Source organism: Methylobacterium sp. E-016, assembly GCF_022829745.1.
GTDB lineage: Bacteria > Pseudomonadota > Alphaproteobacteria > Rhizobiales > Beijerinckiaceae > Methylobacterium.
The window spans coordinates 1-18,914 of sequence record NZ_JAKSYF010000031.1 but is presented as its reverse complement, the minus strand read 5'-3'; the positions used below and the strand labels follow the sequence as shown (position 1 = coordinate 18,914).

At 71.0% G+C, this 18,914-nt stretch carries 15 protein-coding genes, 1 tRNA gene and 1 pseudogene; 6 read left to right on the top strand and 11 right to left on the bottom strand.

Annotated features, from left to right (window positions below; translation table 11 throughout):
* Nucleotides 1-4: 4 nt before the first annotated feature.
* Nucleotides 5-811: a Crp/Fnr family transcriptional regulator gene (locus tag MKK68_RS01830; RefSeq protein ID WP_147727551.1), complete on the bottom strand. Its 807-nt coding sequence runs from the start codon at nt 809-811 to the stop codon at nt 5-7.
* Between the two features lie 156 nt (nt 812-967).
* On the opposite strand from MKK68_RS01830, the gene MKK68_RS01825 reads away from it, so the two are divergent.
* Nucleotides 968-2,029, top strand: a complete 1,062-nt coding sequence (locus tag MKK68_RS01825; RefSeq protein WP_244028149.1) for an MBL fold metallo-hydrolase — start codon at nt 968-970, stop codon at nt 2,027-2,029.
* 54 nt (nt 2,030-2,083) lie between these two features.
* On the opposite strand, the gene MKK68_RS01820 is transcribed toward MKK68_RS01825, so the two are convergent.
* From MKK68_RS01820 to MKK68_RS01805, 4 genes are all read right to left on the bottom strand, one after another.
* Nucleotides 2,084-2,968 (bottom strand): EamA family transporter, encoded by an 885-nt coding sequence (locus MKK68_RS01820; RefSeq protein ID WP_409567136.1) that lies wholly within the window; start codon nt 2,966-2,968, stop codon nt 2,084-2,086.
* A gap of 4 nt (nt 2,969-2,972) precedes the next feature.
* Nucleotides 2,973-4,286, bottom strand: coding sequence for an ATP-dependent protease ATPase subunit HslU (gene hslU, locus MKK68_RS01815; protein WP_244028147.1), 1,314 nt, complete (start codon nt 4,284-4,286; stop codon nt 2,973-2,975).
* A complete protein-coding gene (locus MKK68_RS01810; protein WP_244028138.1) occupies nt 4,283-5,368 on the bottom strand; it encodes a hypothetical protein in 1,086 nt (361 codons plus the stop codon). Before MKK68_RS01810 ends, hslU begins: the two co-directional genes overlap by 4 nt.
* Before the next feature lie 109 nt (nt 5,369-5,477).
* Complete coding sequence (locus tag MKK68_RS01805; RefSeq protein ID WP_147843265.1) at nt 5,478-7,148, bottom strand: methyl-accepting chemotaxis protein; 1,671 nt, start codon at nt 7,146-7,148, stop codon at nt 5,478-5,480.
* Nucleotides 7,149-7,409: 261 nt separating this feature from the next.
* Between MKK68_RS01805 and MKK68_RS01800 the strand changes: the two genes are divergently transcribed.
* Nucleotides 7,410-8,870 carry a hypothetical protein gene (locus MKK68_RS01800; RefSeq protein WP_244028126.1) on the top strand — a complete coding sequence of 487 codons (1,461 nt, stop codon included), beginning with the start codon at nt 7,410-7,412 and terminating at the stop codon, nt 8,868-8,870.
* A 60-nt stretch (nt 8,871-8,930) separates the two neighbouring features.
* On the opposite strand, the gene hslV is transcribed toward MKK68_RS01800, so the two are convergent.
* From hslV to MKK68_RS01775, 5 genes are all read right to left on the bottom strand, one after another.
* Nucleotides 8,931-9,461: an ATP-dependent protease subunit HslV gene (gene hslV, locus MKK68_RS01795; RefSeq protein WP_147844277.1), complete on the bottom strand. Its 531-nt coding sequence runs from the start codon at nt 9,459-9,461 to the stop codon at nt 8,931-8,933.
* Nucleotides 9,462-9,569: 108 nt separating this feature from the next.
* Nucleotides 9,570-10,292 (bottom strand): ABC transporter ATP-binding protein, encoded by a 723-nt coding sequence (locus MKK68_RS01790; protein WP_244028124.1) that lies wholly within the window; start codon nt 10,290-10,292, stop codon nt 9,570-9,572.
* Nucleotides 10,285-12,357, bottom strand: coding sequence for an ABC transporter permease subunit (locus tag MKK68_RS01785; protein ID WP_244028122.1), 2,073 nt, complete (start codon nt 12,355-12,357; stop codon nt 10,285-10,287). Before MKK68_RS01785 ends, MKK68_RS01790 begins: the two co-directional genes overlap by 8 nt.
* A 4-nt stretch (nt 12,358-12,361) precedes the next feature.
* Entirely contained in the window at nt 12,362-13,234 is an 873-nt protein-coding gene (locus MKK68_RS01780) for a branched-chain amino acid ABC transporter permease (protein WP_147728683.1), read from the bottom strand.
* A 239-nt stretch (nt 13,235-13,473) separates the two neighbouring features.
* Complete coding sequence (locus MKK68_RS01775; protein WP_147727533.1) at nt 13,474-14,700, bottom strand: ABC transporter substrate-binding protein; 1,227 nt, start codon at nt 14,698-14,700, stop codon at nt 13,474-13,476.
* Nucleotides 14,701-15,142: 442 nt separating this feature from the next.
* On the opposite strand from MKK68_RS01775, the gene MKK68_RS01770 reads away from it, so the two are divergent.
* The 3 genes and pseudogenes from MKK68_RS01770 to MKK68_RS01765 all read left to right on the top strand — a co-directional run bounded on the left by MKK68_RS01770 (nt 15,143) and on the right by MKK68_RS01765 (nt 16,370).
* Nucleotides 15,143-15,216, top strand: a tRNA-Gln gene (locus MKK68_RS01770).
* 116 nt (nt 15,217-15,332) lie between these two features.
* A pseudogene (locus MKK68_RS29670) lies at nt 15,333-15,512 on the top strand (DUF6538 domain-containing protein); the annotation flags it as partial.
* Between the two features lie 21 nt (nt 15,513-15,533).
* Nucleotides 15,534-16,370, top strand: coding sequence for a hypothetical protein (locus MKK68_RS01765; RefSeq protein ID WP_244028120.1), 837 nt, complete (start codon nt 15,534-15,536; stop codon nt 16,368-16,370).
* Nucleotides 16,371-16,593: 223 nt separating this feature from the next.
* Here the strand turns inward: MKK68_RS01765 and MKK68_RS01760 are convergent, their stop codons facing one another.
* Nucleotides 16,594-18,354, bottom strand: coding sequence for a methyltransferase domain-containing protein (locus tag MKK68_RS01760; RefSeq protein ID WP_244028118.1), 1,761 nt, complete (start codon nt 18,352-18,354; stop codon nt 16,594-16,596).
* A 144-nt stretch (nt 18,355-18,498) separates the two neighbouring features.
* On the opposite strand from MKK68_RS01760, the gene MKK68_RS01755 reads away from it, so the two are divergent.
* A complete protein-coding gene (locus MKK68_RS01755) occupies nt 18,499-18,777 on the top strand; it encodes a hypothetical protein (RefSeq protein WP_244028111.1) in 279 nt (92 codons plus the stop codon).
* The last annotated feature ends 137 nt before the right edge of the window (nt 18,778-18,914 follow it).

Genomic DNA, 18,914 nt, shown 5'->3' with positions numbered 1-18,914 from the left:
GCGCTCAGGCCGCCCTTCCCTGAGAGGGCTGGCCGGCCGCAGACCCGCCGGCCGCGGCCGGGTCGACGGCCACCAGCGTGCCGTCGTCGCGATAGACCGCGCCCAGCACCTCCTCGAAATGACGGCGCACCCGGTCGTGGCACTCGCAGGCCGCCCGCTCCAGGGCCGCCCGGTCGCGGATGGCGATGCGGCCGCGCGACACCGCGATCATCCCGCGGTCGTGCAGGCCGCGCAGGACGCCGGACAGGTAGGTGCGGCGGACGCCGAGCATCTCGGCGAGCACGTCCTGGGTGATCGGCAGCACGTCGGTCGAGAGCCGGTCGTGCAGGGTCAGCAGCCACTTGGCGGCGCGCTGCTCGATCGGGTGCAGGGCGTTGCAGGCCACCGATTGCAGGAGCTGGGCGATCAGGCAGTCGGAGTAGCGGGTGAACAGGTTGCGCAGCGTGCTCGACGCGTGCTTGGCCGCCTGGAGGCGCCCCGCCTCCACGCGCAGCCCCGGGCCGCCGATCTGGACCACGGCGCGGCTGAAGGCCGGCAGGTAGCCCTGGCTGACCACGCCGCCGACCGCGCCCTCCCAGCCGACCGTCGCGGTCTCGGTCATGCGGCCGTCGAGCATGGTGATCGCCAGGGTGACCACGGTGTGGTCGCACGGGAAGGTGACGTGCGAGACCGGATCGCCCGATTCGAACACGATGTCGCCGCGCGCGAACTCGGCCGGCTCGGCGTAGGGCGCGATCAGCGCCCGGTCGGCGGGCTGGAGGGCGCGCAGCAGGAGGTTCCTGCCGAAGGACGTGGCGGCGGTGACGGCCATGGCGGGGCGGTTCGTTTCCCAGGTGCAACAAGGCCATAGCGCAGCGCGAGGCCGCCGTCTGTTCACAAGTCGAAGTTCGCGCAAGTTTTCGATGACGGACGGGCCGGCATCGGCATCCGCTTGATTCCGGGGCGGCGCCGGCCATGTGATCACGGCATGAAACGGCGAAGCCTGCTCACGGCCGCGAGCGCGGCCACGGTGATGACCCTGGGCGGCGTCGGCTACGCCGTGCACAGGCGCGGGCGCAACCCGTACTACCGCGGGCCGGAAAGCGACCACTTCGACGGGGTGCGGTTCTTCGCGCCCGGCCAGGTCGCCGACAAGGCCCTGGCCGACATCCTCCGCTGGAAGGCCGAGCGCGGCGGAACGGCGTGGCCCAAGGCCTATCCGAGCCCCTTCCCGGCCGACCGTCCGCCGGAGCGCGTCACGGGCCTGCGCATCGTGCTGATCGGGCATGCCAGCTACCTGGTGCAGGTCGCCGGCCGCAACATCCTGATCGACCCGGTCTTCGCCACGCGCGCGAGCCCGACGCGCTTCGCGGGCCCGAAGCGGGTCAACCCCCCCGGCATCGCCATGGCCGACCTGCCGCCGATCGACGCCGTGCTGATCACCCACAACCACTACGACCATCTCGACGGGCCGAGCCTCGCGCGGATCTGGCAGGCGCACCAGCCGCTGGTCGTCGCGCCGCTCGGCAACGACACGATCCTGCGCGGCTACGACGACACGATGCATGTCGAGACCGCCGACTGGGGCGGCTCGGTCGATCTCGGCGACGGGGTGGCCGTCCACCTGACGCCGTCCTACCACTGGTCGGCCCGCGGGCTGAACGACCGGCGCATGGCTCTGTGGTGCGCCTTCGTGCTGACCACGCCCTGGGGCGTCCACTACCATGTCGGCGATACCGGCTTCGGCGACGGCGCGATCTTCCGGGACGTGCGCGCCCGCTTCGGGCCGCCGCGGCTGGCGACCCTGCCGATCGGCGCCTACGAGCCGCGCTGGTTCATGCAGGCGCAGCACATGAACCCGGCCGACGCGGTCGCCGCCCTCGACCTGCTCGGAGCGACCCAGGCGCTCGGCCACCATTGGGGCACCTTCCGGCTCACCGACGAGGGCATCGCGCAGCCGGCCGAGGCGTTGGACGCGGCGATGGACCAGGCCGGGCAGCCGCGCGCGCGCTTCCTCGCGCTGCGGCCGGGGCAGGTGTGGAAAGGCTGACCGCGGACGAACCACCCGCGTCGGTCACGGTGGAGACGCCCTCCCGATCGTCCGTCAGGTGGTCCGCTCCGTCGCGCTCGCCTTCCGGCCACCGGCGGTGATGCCGGCGGAGGCCGCGATGACGCAGCCGATCGCCAGCCATTGCAGCAGGGACAGGCGCTCGCCGAGCAGGATCAACGCCGCGAGCGCCGCGACCGCCGGCTCCAGGCTCATCATCACCCCGAAGGCCTGCTGCGTCAGCCGGCGCAGGGCCACCATCTCCAGCGAGTACGGCAGCGCGCTCGACAGCACCGCGATCCCGAAGCCGAGCGCCAGCGTCTCGGGATCGAGCAGGGCGGCGCCGGAGCTCGCCAGGCCGAACGGCGCCACCACGATGGCCGCTGCGAGCATGAGGAGCGACACCGCCTGCCCGCCGTCGACCCGGCCCGCGCGCTGCCCGAACACGATGTAGAGCGCCCAGGCCAAAGCCGCGACGAGGGCGTAGGCCACACCCGCCGGGTCCAGGCCGCCGGCCTCGCGCATCGGCAGCAGCAACCCGAGCCCGAGCACCGCGAGGCCGATCCAGGCGAAGTCGGCGGTTCGGCGCGAGGCCGAGAGCGCGACCGCGAGCGGCCCGAGGAACTCGATCGCCACCGCGGGACCGAGCGGGATCGTGCGGAGTGCCAGGTAGAAGGTCAGGTTCATCATCCCGAGCGCGGCGCCGTAGAGCGCGATGATCCCGGCCTCGCGCAAGCTCAGGCTCCGCCGCCACGGCCGCCACACCGCGAGTAGGATCAGGCTCGAGAAGCCCACGCGCAGGCTCGACACGCCGGCCGCGCCGACGATCGGGAACAGGCTCTTGGCCAGGGCCGCTCCGCTCTGGAGCGAGACCATGCCGGCGACGAGCGCGACGACGGGCAGGAGCGTCGCCGACGCGCCCGGCCGTTCGAGGCCGCGCACGGCGCTACAGGATGAACCGGCTGAGGTCGGCGTTGGCCGCCAGGCTCTCGACCCGGTCGCGGACATAGGCCGCGTCGATCGCCACCGTCTCGCCCGAGCGGTCGGTGGCGGTGAACGAGACCTCGTCGATGACGCGCTCGAGCACGGTCGAGAGGCGCCGCGCGCCGATGTTCTCGACCGAGCCGTTCACCTCCACCGCGACGCGGGCCAGCGCGTCCACCGCGTCGTCCGAGAAGGCCAGCGTCATGCCTTCCGTCTGCATCAGCGCCACCGTCTGCTTGAGCAGGCTCGCCTCGGTGGAGGTCAGGATCTGCTTGAAGTCCTCGACGGTGAGCGGCTGCAGCTCGACGCGGATCGGCAGGCGTCCCTGCAGCTCCGGCAGCAGGTCGGCGGGCTTCGAGACGTGGAAGGCGCCCGAGGCGATGAACAGCACGTGGTCGGTCTTCACCGGCCCGTGCTTCGTCGTCACCGTCGTGCCCTCGATCAGCGGCAGTAGGTCGCGTTGCACGCCCTCGCGGGAGACGTCGGCCGAGGACCGCCCCTCGCGGGCGCAGATCTTGTCGATCTCGTCGAGGAAGACGATGCCGTTGTCCTCGACCTCGCGGATCGCCTCGCGGATCAGCGCGTCGTCGTCGACGAGCTTGTCGGATTCCTCGGCGAGCAGGGGCGCGTAGGCGTCGCGCACGCTCATCCGGCGCGGCTTGCCCTTGGCGGCGCCGAACGCCTTGCCGAACATGTCGCCGAGGTTGACCGCGCCCATGGAGGCGCCCGGCATCCCGGGGATCTCGAACATCGGCAGGCCGGAGGACGGATTGCCGGCGAGCTCGATCTCGACCTCCTTGTCATCGAGCTGGCTGTCGCGCAGCTTCTTGCGGAAGCTGTCGCGCGTCGGCTGGCTCGCGGTCGGGCCGACCAGGGCGTCGAGGATGCGGTTCTCGGCCGCCGCCTCCGCCTTGGCCTTGACCGCCTTGCGCTTCTCCTCGCGCACGAGCCCGATCGCCACCTCGACGAGGTCGCGCACGATCTGCTCGACGTCGCGGCCGACATAGCCGACCTCGGTGAACTTGGTCGCCTCGATCTTGAGGAACGGCGCGCCGGCGAGCCGCGCGAGCCGGCGGGCGATCTCGGTCTTGCCGCAGCCGGTCGGGCCGATCATCAGGATGTTCTTCGGCGCGACCTCCTCGCGCAGCGGCCCGGTGAGCTGCTGCCGGCGCCAGCGGTTGCGCAGCGCAATGGCGACGGCACGCTTGGCGTCGTGCTGGCCGACGATGAAGCGGTCGAGTTCCGAGACGATCTCGCGGGGGGAAAACGTGGTCATCGGGCTCCGATCGGGTGCGGCAGCCGGTCTGCCAGGCGCGCGGGCAGGCCGCGCAGGACGACGCCCCGCATCGCGTGCCAGCCGGCGCTGAGCAGCAGGACGAAGGCGCCGAGCGCCAGGAAGCTCAAGGGGGCGGCCCGGTTGCTGAAGCCGGCGTCGCGGATCAGGGTTCCGAACGCGATCCCGGCATAGGTCAGGCCGGCCACGAGGATGGCGCGCCGGTCGGTGACCAGCGCCACCAGCGCCAGCAGCAGCACCACGCCGAGCACCAGGATCGCCGAGACCGTCGACGGCGCCTCGGCGTTCCGGAGGACCGTGGCGAGCATCGGATGCACGATCAGCGGGGCGGCGAGCAGGTGCAGCCAGAACGCGATGTCCGTGCGCCGGGTCTGGCGCTGGCGGTCGCCGAGGTCGAAACGCATCGCCAGGGCGAAGACAGCGAGGCCCGCCGTGACCAGCAGCGCGCTGAAGGCGTCGGCATCGAGGGTGGGGACGAGGGCGAAGGCCAGCGCGAGCAGCGTGCCGGCGAGCGCGGCTGCGCCCGCCGCGATGGTGATCGGCACGGCAAAGCGCCGGTAATGCAGGGCGCAGAGCGCCAGGGTCGCGAGCGCCGCCCCGGCATAGGGAAGCGGTGCCGGCGCGCCCGATCCGCTCGGTCCCGGCAGGGCGCTGCCCCAGCCGATCGCGAGGCCGGCCATCGACGCGAGCGCCAGGAAGGACTCGACCGCGAAGATCGCCAGCAGGGCGATGCTCGGCAGCGCCATCCTGCGGCGGCGGGTGAAGAACTCCGCGAGCGCCCAGGCCAGGGCCGCGACGAGCACCCGGCTGCCCGTCTCGCCGAGGGTGTCGCCGGCCAGGAGCCAGGCCGCGCCCAGGAACAGGCCGATGCCGAGGGTGACGAAGATGTCGGCGAAGCCGGTGATGAAGCGCAGGCGCTCGTCGTCGTCCACGCGCTCGGGCACCGGCACCGCCTCCTCGCGGGCCAGCCGGTCCAGGGCCTCCACCTGCGCGGCGGTGAGGATGCCGCGGGCGACCGCGCGCGACAGGAGCGCGGGGTCGATCACCGGAGGGCCGGCGGGCACGGGGAGGGACGTCGCATCGCCCCGATCTAAGCGCGAAGCGGGACGCTTACCAGGGTCGAACGCGCGGCCGAACGCGCGGCCGATCCGGCGTGCGATCCCCCGGCCGGCGTCAGGCGGCGCGGATCTCGCCGACGAAGCCGGCGACCTCGCCGCCGAGGCCCTCGGAGCGGCGCGCGAGCTCGCCGGCCGCGGCCAGCACCTGCGCCGCGGCGGCGCCCGCCTGCAGGGCGGCGGCCTGGACCTCGGCCATGGTCTCGCTCACCGCCCGGGTGCCCTCGGCGGCGTCGCTCACGCTGCGTGCGATCTCCTGGGTGGCGAGCTGCTGTTCCTCCACCGCCGCGGAGACGCCCATCGCGATCTCGTGGACCGAGCCGATGGTGCCGCCGATCTCCTCGATCGCCGCCACCGCGTCGGCGGTGGCCTCGCGGATCGTGGCGATCTCGGCGGTGATCCGGTCGGTCGCCAGCGCGGTCTGGCCGGCGAGGCTCTTCACCTCGGCGGCCACCACCGCGAAGCCGCGTCCCGCCTCGCCGGCCCGCGCCGCCTCGATCGTGGCGTTGAGCGCCAGCAGGTTGGTCTGGCCGGCGATGCCCGAGATCAGCGAGACGACCTCGCCGATGCTGGCGGCACTGCGGGCGAGCCGCTGCACCGACTGCTCGGTGCGTCGCGCGTTCTCGACGGCGCCGGCGGCGGCGACCGAGGTCTGCGAGACCTGCGCGCCGATCTCGTTGGCGGTCGCGGCCAGCTCCTCGGTGGCGGCCGCCACCGCCTGGACGTTCATCGAGGCCGCGCCGGCGGCGTCCATGACGGCCTGCGACTGCAGGCTGGTGCGCTCGGCGTTGCGCGCCATCGCGCGGGCCGTCTCCTCCATCGTCCCGGCGGACGCGGCCAGATGGCCGACGAGGCCGCCGACGCTGCCCTGGAATCGGTCGGCGAGGGTGTCCATCTCGGCGCGCTTGACGGCGCCGGCTTCCAGGCCGGCCTGGGCCTGGCTGCGGCGCAGGGCGTCCGCCTCGCCCATCGCGTCGGCGAAGGTGCGCATGCTCGCCCAGATCGCGCCGATCTCGTCGCGCGAGGGCTTCACCGCCGGCAGGTCGCGGTCGCCCTCCGCGAGGCGGCGGATCGCGGTCGACACGGCCCGCAGCGGCCTCGCGATCATGCGATGGCCGAACAGCCCGCCGATGAGCAGGCCGCCGAGGGCGCCACCGAAGGCCAGCGCCAGGAGCAGGCGCAGGCGCCCCGTGTAGAGCGCGTCGGCACCGGCGTTCAGGCTCTCGATGCGGTCGCGGTTGCGCATCACGAGGGCCTCGATCCCGGCCTGGAAGGCGATGCGGTTGTTGCGGTTCTCCTCGGTGAAGCCCTGCTCGGCGGCGGCCTTCGGCGAAACCTCGGTGCCGAGACGGGCCGTCTCGGTGCGGTGCCGTCGGAAATCCGCGGCGTCCTTCGCCACGCGGTCGAACAGCGCCCGGTCCTCCGCCGGCACCGCCGGGAGCCACTCGGTCAGCAGCGCATCGATCGCCGAGAGATCGCGGACGATGCCGCCGGCGTAGGTCCGCGCGGCCTGCGTGCTGGCGGCGGCGTAGATGCCGCGGGATTCGAGTGCGGTGTCGGTGGTGAGCCGGGTGAGCTCGGCCGCGAACAGCGCGTTCTCGGTGGCGTTCCGCGCGGCCCCGACCGACGCGTTGAAGGTCCGCAGGGTGTCGAGCCCGACGCCCGCGACCACGAGGGTCACGAGGCTAGAGGCGCCGACCAGTCCGATGAGTTTGCCGCCGATCGTCATCGCGTCCACGCCCCGTGCTTGCGTGGTCGAACCTACCCAGAGGTTGTCAAGGACCCGTTAAGCTTGCAACCCGCTCACCCCTGCACGGCCTCGGGGCGCGAAGCCGACATCCTCGATGCTTCGCCACCCTGCGGTCGAAGCTGCGAGAACGACAGCATAAACCCGCGGACCCGGCGGGCATAACCTTGACCGTTCCTTCGTCAGCCCGGATGAGTGGACCCTGCCGGGATCGATGATCGAGCCCGGTCCGGGGGACGTCAGATGAAGCGATGGATCGTGGGGGCCGCCCTGCTCGCCGGGCTGGCCGCGCCGGCTTGCGCCAAGGATATCGTCCTGCCGGCGAAGGAACCCGCCGTCACCGCGACGATGCCGGACGACTGGGACACCAGCGTCTACGAGACCGAGATCGCCTCCGTCTCGGCCGACGGCGACATCGTGGTCAACATCGCCACCGATAGCAAGGCGCGCCTCGACGCGCTGATCAAGGACAGCAAGGCCTACCTGACCAAGAACAAGGTCAAGCTCGTCGGCAAGCCGACCGAGCAGACCATCGACTTCAACGGCACCCCGGGCCAGGTGCAGCGCTACCAGGCGACGGACAAGAACGGCAAGGCGATCATCGACTTCGTCACCCTCGACGCGAGCCGGAACCGGGTGGTCCTGCTGACCGTGTGGGGCTCCGAGGACGACCGCCAGACCAACGGGACCGCCCTGGACGCGATCATGAAGAGCGTGACGGTCCCGGCCGGCGGCGGAGGCGGCGGGTTCTGGTCCGGTGCCGCCGTCCCGTCCGGCAAGGCCGGGACGGGCAAGACGGAAGCCACCGCGCCCGAGGCGGTCAAGCCGCCGCCGGGGGCCGCCGCGGCGGCGCCCCAAGCGCCCGCTCAAGCCCCCGCTCAAGCACCCCCTGCCGCAGCGCCGGCCGCCACCCAGACCCTCGGGGTCCGGCGCGTGCTGTTCGTCACGCGGCCCTCGGACGGCTTCGGCGACGCCGACCCGCGCGCCGCGAGCCCCTTCCTGCCGAGCGAGAAGGTCATCACCTACATGGAGCCGATCGGCGAGACGCTGGTGCCGGTCGCCGGCGGCGACGTGCGGTTCGGCTTGGTCGTCGACTACGCGCTGCAGACCAGGGGCGGCGCGATCCTCGCCGGCCAGAAGGCCGTGATCGACCGGGAGTTCACCGCCGGGAAGGACGCCCTGCTGGACGGCTCCCCGAAGTTCTCCTTCCACGTCACCCTGGGCATCACCGGCATCGACCCGGGCGAGTACGTCCTCGCCTTCACGCTGCGCGACAAGTTCAGCGACCGCACGACCCAGATCGAGCGGCCGTTCACGGTGGCGGCGGCCCCGGCCGCGCCCGTCCCCTCGGCTCCGACGGCCGCCGCGCCCGCGCCGTCGACGCCCGCTCCCGCCCCGGTCGTCGCGGCGGCTCCGCCCTCGCCTGCGGGTGGGCTCTGCGCGCAGGACGCGGTGCGCACGGATCTGATGGCCTCGGTCAACGGCGCCCCCAACTTCAAGGACGGCAAGCGCCGGCTCAAGGCGCTGGTCGAGCCCGAGACGGTCTTCGAGGATCGCAAGGCCAAGCGGATGACCTGCCGCTACACCTCGGTCTGGGACGAGACCCAGGACACGGGCACGACCGAGACGCGCATGAAGATGACCTTCAAGACCAGCGACGACGGCAAGGACGGCATCGACCTCGATTACAGCTTCGACAAGTAGCAGCCGCTCAGCCTCCCGGCGGCCCCAGGGCCGTCGGGACGGAGCCGGTGAGGGCCGGACCTAGCCCGCGTCGAGAGCCTCGAGGACGAGGCTCTCGTTGGTGTAGACGCAGATCTCGGCGGCGATCCGCATGGCCTTGCGCACGATCGCCTCGGCGTCGAGGTCGGTGTCCTCCAGGGCGCGCGCGGCCGACAGCGCGTAGTTGCCGCCGGAGCCGATCGCCATCACCCCGCCCTCCGGCTCGAGCACGTCGCCCGCGCCCGACAGCAGCAGGCTGACGTCCTTGTCGGCCACCAGCATCATCGCCTCCAGGCGGCGGAGATAGCGGTCGGTGCGCCAGTCCTTGGTCAGCTCGACGCAGGCGCGGGTGAGCTGCCCGGGATACTGCTCGAGCTTGGCCTCCAGGCGCTCGAACAGGGTGAAGGCGTCGGCCGTCGCGCCGGCGAACCCGCCGATCACCGCGCCCTTGGCGAGCTTCCGGACCTTCCGGGCATTGCCCTTGACGATGGTCTGGCCGAGGCTGACCTGGCCGTCGCCGCCGATGACGACGCGGCCCCCCTTGCGCACCATCAGGATGGTGGTGGCGTGCATCTGGGCCGGGCCTGAATCGTCGTGTGCCAAGGGTGTCTCCGGGTGTCGCTCGGCGTCAGGTAGGGGCTCGCGCCCCGGATTGCCAAGCGGCGCCGCGAAGACCCGCGGTCAGTGGTCGCCGCCGAGATAGGCCGCGCGCACCGCCGGATCGCTCTTGAGCCGGGCCGCCGGCCCCTGGAAGCGGATGCGGCCGTTCTCGAGGACGTAGGCGTAGTCGGCCACCCCGAGCGCCGCCATGGCGAACTGCTCGACGAGCAGCATCGTCACCTGCTCCTCCTTGAGCTGGCGGATGATGCGGAACACCTCCTCGACGAGCTTCGGCGCCAGCCCCATCGACGGCTCGTCCAGCAGCAGGATGTCGGGGCGCAGCATCAGGGCGCGGCCCATGGCGAGCATCTGCTGCTCGCCACCCGAGAGCGTGCCGGCGAGCTGCCGCCGGCGCTCCTTGAGGCGCGGGAACAGCGCGTAGGCGCGCTCGCGGTCGGCGGAAACGTCGCCCTTGGGGCGCGAGCCGGTCAGCCGCGGGAAGGCGCCGAGCGTCAGGTTGTCCTCCACCGACAGGGTCGGGAACACCCGCCGCCCCTCCGGCGAGTGGGCGAGGCCGGCGCGGGCCACGTCGTGGCTGTCGAGCCCCGAGATCTCACGCCCAGCGAGCCGGATCGAGCCGGCGCGCGGCTGGATCATCCCCGAGAGGGCCCGCATCGTCGTGGTCTTGCCGGCCCCGTTGGAGCCGATCAGCGTCACGACCTTGCCCTTCGGCACCTGGAACGAGAGCCCGTGCAGGACCTCGATCTGGCCGTACCCGGCCGACAGGTTGGCGACCTCAAGCATGGGCTGGCTCCGGAGCGGCCGAGCCGCCCATGTCGTCGGGGGCGCCGAGATAGGCCTCGATCACCTTCGGGTCGGCCTGCACCTCGCGGGCCCCGCCCTCGGCGATCTTGTGCCCGAAATCGAGCACGCTGACCCGGTCGCACAGCCCCATCACCACATCCATGTGGTGCTCGATCAGGATCACGGTGATGCCCGCGTCGCGGATCTTGCGGATGATCGCGGTCAGGTCCGCGATGTCGGGCGCGGTCAGGCCGGCGGCCGGCTCGTCCAGCAGCAGCAGCACGGGGTCGAGCGCCAGCGCGCGGCCGATCTCCAGGAGGCGCTGCTTGCCGTAGGGCAGGTTGCGGGCCTCCACCTGGGCGAGGCTCGACAGGCCCATGAAGTCGAGGATCGCCATCGCCCGGGCGCGGGCCTCGCGCTCCTCGCGGCGCCGCCGCGGCGTGCCGAGGATCGCGTCGACGATGGTGCCGAGGAAGGCGTGGTGCAGGCCGACGAGTACGTTCTCCAGGGCCGTCATCTCGCGGAAGAGCTGCACGTTCTGGAAGGTGCGGGCGACGCCGGCGAGCGCGATCTCGGAGGGCGTGCGCCCGTCGAGGCGCTTCGGCGCGCTGCCGGCGGCGGCCAGGGTCACCGCGCCGGCGGTGGGTTTGTAGATGCCGGTGAGCACGTTCATCATCGTGCTCTTGCCCGAGCCGTTCGGGCCGATGAGCCCGTGGATCGTGCCGGGCCTCACCGACAGGTCGACGCCGGCCAGCGCCTTCAGGCCGCCGAACTGCATCAGCGCCTGCTCGACCTGCAGCAGCGGCTCGGTGCCGGCGGCCTTGCCGCGCTGCGCGATCAGCGCGTCGCCGTCGGCCGAGAGCGCCTTGCCCTCCGCCGTGTGGGCCGGGCGGAGCGCCGGGATCTTCTCGCGCAGGAAGCCGACGATGCCGTCGGGCAGGTAGTAGACCACGAACAGGATCAGCAGGCCGAACACGCTGAGCCGGAAGTCGGTGACCGATTGCAGCGCCAGCGTCGCGGGCAGGAACAGGATGCAGAGCACCACCGGCACGAGGATCGCGAAGCGGTTCTCGCGCCGGCGCAGGAAGGCCTGGATGCCGACGACGAGCGCCACGGCGGCGATGAGGCCGGCCATGATCCGCACGAGGTCGATGTCGGCCAGGATGTTGGGCATCATCACGATGATCGCCGAGCCGATCAGCGGGCCGGCCCGCGACTTCCGGCCGCCCATCGTCACCGCGAGCAGGAACAGCACGGTGAGTTCGAAGCCGTAGGAATTCGGGGCGACGTAGCGCTCCGACCAGGCGAACAGCGCGCCCGCGAGCCCCGCCAGCGCCGCTGAGACCACGAAGGCGTAGACCTTGTAGCGGTAGACGCTGACGCCCATGCAGTCGCAGGCGATCGGCGAGTCGCGCAGCGCCTCGAAGGCGCGCCCGAACGGCGAGCGCACGATGCGGTTCACCACCACGATCGTCAGCAGGAGGCAGGCGCAGACGAGGTAGTAGAACTCGAGCTTGCGGCCGGCCGCGCCCCAGGGCGGCGTGATCCCGAGCGTCGCGAAGTCGATGACGCGGGCCGGCGGCAGGGTGATGCCGAGCGGCCCGTTGGTGATCGGCGTCAGCTCGTTGATGAAGATCTGCACGATGGTGCCGAAGGCCAGCGTCACCATCGCGAGGTACGGGCCGGTGACCCGCAGCGCCGGCACCGCGAGCAGCAGGCCGAAGGCGGAGGTGACGCCGATCCCGGCGAGCAGGCCCCACCAGATCCCGAGCTTGAAGTGCAGGAACAGCACGGCTGCCGCGTAGGCGCCGACGCCGAACAGCCCGGCATGGCCGAGGCTGACCTGGCCGGTATAGCCGACGACGATGTCGAGCCCGAGGATCAGGATCGCGTAGATCGCGATCACCAGCAGCAGGTGGATGTAGTAGCTGCTGGTGACCACGTGCGGGAAGGCGGCGAGGAACACCACGAGCAGCATCGCGCCCGCCGCGCCGATATGCCGGCCGAGACCGGCGGAGGCCGAGGGCGCCGGGGCGGCGGCCGGCGCGAAGGTGGAGTGCGCCATCGGCTCAGACTTTCTTGATCACGGCCTTGCCGAACAGCCCCACGGGGCGGATCGACAGCACGACGAGGAGCAGGATCAGGCCCGGCACGTCCTTGTAGCCGGTGGAGATGTAGAAGCCGGTCAGCGTCTCGGCGATGCCGAGGATCAGCCCGCCGACGATGACGCCGAGGCCGGATTCGAGGCCGCCGATGATCGCCACCGCGAAGGCCTTCAGCGCCAGCACCGCACCCATCGTGGCGCCCGTCAGCGTGACCGGGGCGACGAGCACGCCGGCGAACGCCGCCGTCATCGCGCTGATCGAGTAGGACAGGGTGATGACGCGCTTGGTGTTGATGCCCATCAGGCCGGCGGCATCGATGTCGTTCGAGGTGGCGATCACCGCCTTGCCCCAGATCGACTTGCGATTGAAGATCTCGACCGCGAGCATCATTAGCAACGCCCCGGCGATGATCAGCAGCTCCATCGGCAGCATGCGGATGCCGCCGAGCTGCAGCGCCTCCTCGGGCAGCGGCGACGGGAACTTGAGGTCGTCGCGGCCCCAGATGTTCTCGGCGAGATTGCGAAAGATGATCCCGAGCGCGATGGTGGCCATGATCCACCCGTACTCGGACTTGATCTTCACCGCCGGGCGCACGCCGAGGCGCTCGACCACGGCGCCCAGCGCGAAGCCGAAGACCAGCACCAGCGGGATCATCAGCCAGTAGCCGGTGAACGGCGCCAGCGTCAGGCCGAACAGGGCGCCCAGCGCCAGCGCCTCGCCCTGCCCGAAGTTCAGCGTCTTCGAGGTGGCGAAGGTGAGCTGGTAGCCGAAGGCGATGGCGGCGTAGATCATGCCGACCGCGACGCCGGACGCGACGAGCTGCAGGAAGATGGTCATCGTGTCACCGGCGCCCGTGCGTGAGGGTTTGGTCGTTCATGACGTCCGGTCCCGACTCGATCCGTCGAGGCGCGGGCTCCCGTCCCCGCTCGGGATCGGGCCGCGCGACGGGCGACCGGACGGCGTCGGGCCGGCCGTGCCGCCCCGGCACGCGGGCGGTTGCAGGACCTCGCGCGCCGCCGGACGCTCGATAAGCGTTCCGGCGGCGGTGGATCATCCCGCCCGACCGACGAAAATCGTCAGTTGGAGGTCTTTTCCTTGACGCGCACCACGCCGGCGTTCTTGGCGTCCGTGTCCTTGGCGTAGACGATCTTGCCGTCCTGCACCTTCCCGAACACGACCATGTTGCGCGAGATCGCGTTGTGGTCGGCGGCGGTGAAGGGCTTGTCGTAGGTCGTCACCACGCCCTCGACCTTCTCCTTGAGGTTCTCGAGCGCCTCGCGGATCTTCGGCCCGTCGGTCGAGCCGGCCTGCTTGATCGCGGCGGCGATCAGGAACACCGAGTCGTAGCCCTGCGCGCCGGCGACCGGGGTCGGGATCTTGGTCACGCCGTAGGTCTTGTAGTAGTCCTCCAGGAAGGCCTTGCGCTTCGGCAGCGTCTTGTCCTCGATGAAGGTCTGCGGCATCACCACGCCGTTGCCGTTGGCGCCAGCGATGTCGATGAAGCTCTGCATCGAGGCCGGCCACGAGGTGATCATCGGCACCTTCCAGCCGAGCTTGGCCATGCCGTTGGCGATCTGCGCCAGCTCCGGCCCGATGCCGTAGGCCAGGATCACGTCGGCGCCGGCCTGCTGGGCCTTCAGCAGCTGGGCCGTCATGTCGACGTCCTTAATGTTGAACTTCTCGACCACCACCGGCTTCACGCCCTTGGTGCCGAGGTACTTCTCGATGTCCTCGCGGCCGAGCTGGCCGTAATTGGTCGAGTCGGCGAGGATGGCGATTTTCTTGTGGCCCTGCGCGACGGCCTCGTCGACCATCATGCCGGCCTGCAGCACGTCGTAGGCCGAGTTCCGGAAGACGTAGTTGCTGTCGTAGTCCGGCGCCTTGAACTGGTTGGTGATGACGGTGCCGGTGGCGACGTTGTTGAACACCGGGATCTCGGCTTCCTGGTAGAAGCGCTGCGCGGCCAATGCCACGCCGGTGTTGATGAAGCCCAGCGTCGCGACGACCTTCTCCTTGCTGATGAGCTCCTGCGCCACCTGGGCGCCGACCTCGTTCTTGGCCTCGTCGTCGCGCTCGACGAGCTGGATCTGACGCCCGAGCACGCCGCCGGCCTTGTTGATCTCGGCGGCCGCCAGCCGTGCGCCATCGCGCATCGACACCCCCATGGCGGAGGAGCCGCCGGTATAGGGGCCGGTGACGCCGATCTTGATCGGGTCCGCGGCCTGGGACGGCAGGGCGCCGAGCGTGGCCAGTGCCGTCGCGCCGAGCAGGGCGCCGACGAACGCGCGCGTCGTCAGTGTCATGGCTGTTTCCTCCGTGTCCCGATCCGGGCGTTTTTTGTGTCGCGGTGCCTTGAGGCACCGTCGCGGGTTCTGCGGCCCGAAGTCTCGGGCCCCTGCCCGAGCGTTGGAATATTGTCGAACGTGCACGCGAACGCAACGCAGGACGCGAGGCCCGGCCTACAAATCCAAAGGGTTGTGGGTTTTACGGCGCGAACCTCGGGCCGCCGCGGCGAGGGTCGGCCAGGCGGCGTCCGTCGCGGCCTGCGCGGGGACCATGCTCCGGCCGATGCGCCCGAGCGTTCCGGAAGCGCCGGGCCGGCCCGGAAATGCGCCGGCGCGGGCAAAGCCTGTTGACCGATCCGCGCTTTCCCCTTAACGGAAGCGCTCCCGAACGACGGACCCCTTCCGAGCGGTCGCCGGCTTCCAGCCGTGCCCGGATCGCGAGCGGTACCCGTCCCTTCGGTGGGGGATAGTTTAACGGTAGAACGGTGGACTCTGACTCCTCTGGTCCTGGTTCGAATCCAGGTCCCCCAGCCACTTAAGATCCTAAGTCATTCAGATCACTAAGCTTCTCGCGCAGTCGCCCTGCGGAGTGAGCCCCTTGCTACAATCCGCTGCTACAAAGTCCGTCCGAGGGACGGCGAAGGAGCGGGTTGTCGGCACGATCCAATCTCGTCCTGCGAGGGACGGTCTTCCATTTCCGTCGTAGCGTTCCCAGCGATCTGCGCGCGCTCGTTCGGCGACGCGAACTGATACGCAGTCTCGCGACCTCTGAGGCGCGTACTGCCAAGCTGCGAGCCTGTCGGCTATACCTCGCTTCGGAAGGCCTTTTCTCGGTCCTCCGCGAAACGCCGATGCTGACTGACACGCAACTCGCTCGCCTCGTCCAGGACTTCTACGGCTTGATCCTCGACGGCGAGGGCCAAGGACGCCTCACCCGTGGCGCAATCCATAGCGACGTGCGGGAGCGCCGGATCGCACAGTACGAGACAATGGTGGCGCGCAACCGCGATGCCCTCGCCTGCAACCGACTGGAAGAGGCAGGCTTCGTCACCGAGCACATGCTGCGTAAGCAGGGCATCGCGGCTGCCGACCTCAGCCCGGCGGACCTCGCCCAGGCGCGGCAGGCCATGCTGCGCGCTGGCATCGACATCGCCGATGCCATCAAGGCCCGCTACGAGGGCGACTTCAACTTCGAGCCCCGTGACCGGCTGCTCAAGATGCGGCTGGAGTCGGCCTCAGAGCAGCCCGTCCCAACAGCCTCTCCCGCAGCGGCATCCGATCCCGAGCCTGCCGTGACCCAACGGCAGGACGATAGCCTATCTGTCGTGGGAGTTGCCTTTCGCACCACGCAGGTCGCCACGGGGGCTTGGGACCGCCAGACGGCGTCTCAGGCCAGCGCAACCTTCCGTTTATTCGTCGACGTCTGCGGGGATCGACCGCTCGCAGCCTACTCGCGCAAGGAGGTCGGCCGTTTTCGGGAGCTCGTGGAGCGGCTGCCGAACGACTACGGAAAACACCCACGCTACCGCGACCTCACCGTTGAGGAGATCCTCACCATCTTCGACGCGCTACCGGCCGGGAGCCGGGCGCCCGTCATCACCCAGAAGTGCCACACAGCACCCTTGACCCCGCCACCCTGCCGCCACGCCCGTACGGCTTGGACCCCCTGGAGACCCACGTCCGTCTGACCTCAGCACCGAGACCACCCGACCCGGACCATCGCCGGTTTCCCGCCGATCCCGGCCTCGCCAAGTGTCTGAAACTTGGCACCCCTCGACGGGCCGGTTCTGCCGACACGCGGCCTCGACCGCAGTCAGCGACCTCTAGCTCAGACCCGGCAGGACGGTACCCCCGAAGACCCGCCTAACCCCACATCCGCCCCGCAACCCTCTTCGAGCAAACGGACGCAGTTCATCCGCTCTCCGCCCCATCCCGCCTTGGCGCTTGGCCGCGCACGCCCGCCCACTCCGGCGCCTGCTGATCCTGGCTGACGCGCAGCCGACGCCACTCGAGACCCGCGAACGCGGTATCGAATGAAGCGTCCGCCCCGATCGGCAACGCCGCCCGAGCCTCCGCCCAGAACCGCTCCTCCAGTCCCGGGTCGGCAGCCCAGGCTGTATGCCACCACGCCAGGATCGGCTCTCGCGCCCGGGCCAGCGCCAGCGCCGAGGGCAGCCGATCGCGCTTCTCGTGTTGATTCACCCGGCGCGAGGACGGGACCAAGTTCCACAGGTCGCCGCACGGCCACGCCGACCACGGCAGTGCGTGATCAATGTCGAGGGCGTCGAGGCGCAGCGGGGCCGCAGACCACACGCAGACCGGCGGCGTCCCCGCCGCGGCGAGCCGCCCGGCGACGAGGCGGGCCAACCCGGTGTCTCGCGCGGGCTCCTGGCAGACGAGGTGCGCCTCGACCGCGCCGGGCTCACACGCGCGGCCCATGCGCACCGCGTAGCCCCGTATCAGCCGCGCCCACTCGGTGACCAGCACTGGCTCTACCCAGGCGCCGAGCCGCAGCAGCGTGCGCCACAGCGGACCAGGCACCGCCAGATGCCCCCAGGCTGTCAGGATCTCGGGTGTGAGCGCCAGCGCTCCGGTCACGCGGACCGGCCGCCCCACACCCTGAAACACCGGTCCGCGCGCGTTCGGGTAGGTCGTGTGACGCACCGGCATTGCCAGGATCGTGCGCCGCGCCTCGCCAAGCGCCGCGACGAGGGCAGTGGCCCTGGATCCCGCGAAGCGCATGCCGAGACGCAGATCCCCCGCGGTGACTCCGAGCGCCAGCAACTCACGAAAGCCCAGTCCAGCGAACCCGAGACCGTCGGGCCCGGAGTTGCCCGGCGCCTGCGGCAGACCGGCGGCGACAAGCGGCAGGTATGCGCGCAGCCAATGCAGGGCGACGCAGCCCATCGGTACGAGCACCCGGTCGCTCCCGTCCGGGGCTGGTACGGCGAGCGAGGGCGCCGCGTCGGCGATCTTGGCCACCGCACGCAGGAGCCCGAGCTTGTAGGTCGAAGACTTCTCGTCGTTGAGGACGATGCCGCGGATCAGCGGCAGGCCGAGACTGCCGTCGTCGGGCAGACACAGCACCACGCTGGTCCACGCGACGCCGGCCCGGCCGAGACGGTCGGGTTCGTCGAGGGCGCGCAGTACCGCGAGCCCGTGCTCCCGCGCCAGCGCCTCGATCTCCCCAAGCGAGGTCGGGTGCATCGCGCGCCCCGGCTCGCCCGGGCCGCCCCGCAGGGTGAGGACGAGCACGCCGCCGGGCTTCAGCAGGGTAACGAGCTTGCGAAAGGCACGCGGGCGCTCGGACTGGGCCAGATGCATCCACACAGCCGAGAGCAGCACGAGGTCGTAGCTCAGGCCCAGCCGGTGCACAACCGTCAGCGCAGGCAGTCGATCGTCGACCCAGCGCAGTCCCGGGTGCCGCCGTTCGCCCTCCGCCCGCATCCCGCCGGCAGGCTCGGCGGCCACGACCTCGTAGCCCAAGCCGGCCAGCCAAGCAGCGTCACGGCCCGAGCCCGCCCCGACGTCGAGGGCGAGGCGCCCTGCACCGGTCGGTAACAGCTCCCGGACCCGCCCCCACAGGACCTCAGCGCTTAGGGCTTCGTAGCGCGCCGCGAACTCAGCCGCCCCGCGATCGTAGGCGGCAATGGTCTCGTCGACGACGCTCATGCGGTCCGTGGAGCAGGAACACCGACCGAATCGGCGGCGGGGAGATCGCGGCGTTCTGCGTCGCCAGGGACGCGTCATCAAGTCTACCGGCCGCCGATACTGTCGAGCCTTGCCAAGCGTCGGGCACTCCACCACGCTCGACGAATGGTTCGCCTGTTCGTCGCCATCACCGACCGAGACTGGTTCAACGCCCTGTCCCGGCAGGCGCCGGACGAGGTGAATTTCTGGCAGCCGAGCGGCCGCCACGCCTTCCGCGCCCTGCAACCGGGTGAACTGCTGCTGTTCAAGCTGCACGCGCCGGACAACGTCATCGTCGGCGGCGGCGTGTTCTCGCATGGCTCGCTCGCGCCGCTCTCGCTGGCCTGGGACGTCTTCGAGACTCGCAACGGCGCGTCCAGCCTCGCCGAGATGCGGCGCCGTTGACCTGACCGGCTGGCTTTGGACCGGGCTGATTGAGAGGATCAGCCAGGACTGAAGGAGCTGGACATGAAGCGAGGTCAGAAGACGGGTGCGGAGCAGGTGGTGCTGAAGCTGCGCCAGATTGAGGTGCAGACGGCGCA